Below are 1760 nucleotides of genomic sequence, written 5' to 3'. Positions count from 1 at the left end.
CGGACCTCGACCACGCGCGCACCCTGGTCGTCACGGGCGACCTGCTGCGCGCCGCCTCGACCGGGCGGACGGTCACGCCCCGCGCCTGACGCGCCTCACATCCGCCACAGGCCCGGCCACAGCGCGTACAGCACGTGCGCGAGCAGCCAGAAGCCCAGCAGCACCGCGGTGCCCACCCACATGACCTCCCCGAGGTTCATGGGGTGGTCGTGCCGCCGCGCCGCGAGGACCGTCACGACGCCGCCCATCGTCACGAACAACGCCGCGCCCTCCACCCGTCCGAGCAGCACGGCGCACACCCCGATCCCGACGTACGTGAGCGCCACGGCGAACCGCAGCGCCCGCGACCACTCCAGCAACCCGTCCAACGCGCATCACCTCGCCCTGAAATGAGGGACGCCCCACGCGGGCGCGCGGGGCGTCGAGGGGGTCCGGTCAGGGCTCCTAGCGCAGGACGCGCAGGGCCTTGAGGATGGCGATCAGCACGACCGAACCGACGATGCCCCAGACGATGTTCCAGAAGCTGAAGCCGTTCGAGGCGGCCGTGCCGCTCGCGGCGCCGATGCCGAGCAGGTCGCCGAAGATGAGGCGCGCGAGGAACGCGCCGACGATGCCGATGATGATGTTGGCGAGGGCGCCCTGCTGGGCGTCCGTGCGCATGACGATGCTGGCGATCCAGCCGCAGAGGGCTCCGACGAGGATGGCAACGATCCAGGACATGATTCCTCCTTCTGGTGGGGGCCGCGTGGCCGCGTCCCTCCCGGGTCCCGCTTCTTACGTCCTCACGGTAGTCCTTGCGACTGACTCTCATGTGGCGGTTGGTTCAAGGCGCGTGAAGCTACCACCACGTGCAGAGACGCGTCGACGCCCCGGGCATGAGCGAGGGGCCGTCTCCGTGTAAGGTTCTAATCCCCCGTCGGGGTGAAGGACGCTTCCTCGGTGGTCTGCCGCCGCACGAGGCGTTCGAAGGCGTCGACGACGCCGGGGTCGAACTGACGGCCGACCTGGCTGCGGATCTCCGCGAGGGCTTCCTCGCGGGTCCAGGCGCTCTTGTAGGGGCGGGTGTTGACGAGCGCGTCGAAGACGTCGACGACGCTGAAGACGCGCGCGACGAGCGGGATGTCCTCGCCGCGCCGCCCGGTGGGGTAGCCGCCGCCGTCGTAGCGTTCGTGGTGGTGGCGGATGACCTGCCGCGCGAGGGGGTGCAGCGCGGGGATGTGCGCGGTGACGTCGAAGCCGATCTCGGCGTGACGGCGCATGACGTCGTACTCGGAGGCGGTGAGCTTGCCGGGCTTGAGGAGGACCGCGTCGGGCACGGCGAGCTTGCCGAGGTCGTGCAGGTACGCGCCCTGCCGCAGGCCTTCCATCTCGGCGGGGTCGAGGCCGAGTTCCTGCCCGAGGGCGGTGCAGAGCTCCACGACGCGTTCGGTGTGGCCGGACGTCTCGAAGTCGCGGCGCTCCAGGGCGAGGCCGAGCGCGAGGAGGGCGCCCTCGCGGGTCGCCTCGACCTGCCGGACGTGCGCCTCGCGTTCGATGGCCTGCCCGATGAGTTCCGCGGCGCGCACGGCGAGGGCGCTCGCGGCGGCGGGGAGCTTCTCCAGCGGCGTGAACCACACGAAGCGCAGCAGGCCGCAGGGCGTCTGGTTCTGGAAGACGGGCACGGCGACCTGCGCGCGGACGCCCGCGCGGACGAGGTCGTGGACGGCGTAGGGCTCGGCGGGGTAGTCGTTCGTGGCGAGGGGCGGCCCGGCGGGCGCGGC

Annotated in this window: 3 protein-coding genes; all 3 read right to left on the bottom strand. The window is 71.9% G+C overall.

All coding sequences use genetic code 11. The features are described from left to right. Positions 1 to 95: 95 nt before the first annotated feature. Positions 96 to 368 carry a hypothetical protein gene (locus tag DEIPI_RS0110125; RefSeq protein ID WP_045234004.1) on the bottom strand — a complete coding sequence of 91 codons (273 nt, stop codon included), beginning with the start codon at positions 366 to 368 and terminating at the stop codon, positions 96 to 98. Between the two features lie 76 nt (positions 369 to 444). Beyond that, on the bottom strand, positions 445 to 720 hold the full coding sequence (locus DEIPI_RS0110120) for a GlsB/YeaQ/YmgE family stress response membrane protein (protein ID WP_027481710.1): 276 nt from the start codon (positions 718 to 720) through the stop codon (positions 445 to 447). A gap of 185 nt (positions 721 to 905) precedes the next feature. Further along, the coding region (locus DEIPI_RS30035; protein ID WP_157463591.1) for an HD-GYP domain-containing protein at positions 906 to 1760 on the bottom strand (855 nt) is incomplete at its 5' end.

Origin of the sequence: Deinococcus pimensis DSM 21231 (assembly GCF_000519345.1) — a bacterium.
Taxonomy (GTDB): Bacteria; Deinococcota; Deinococci; order Deinococcales; family Deinococcaceae; genus Deinococcus_A; species Deinococcus_A pimensis.
Note: the sequence above shows the minus strand (reverse complement) of the source record. Positions and strands in the feature narration are given on the sequence as shown.

What these genes read in the sequence shown, in the direction of transcription:
- DEIPI_RS0110120 (WP_027481710.1), bottom strand. Translation starts at nt 720, where the DNA reads ATGTCCTGGATCGTTGCCATCCTCGTCGGAGCCCTCTGCGGCTGGATC.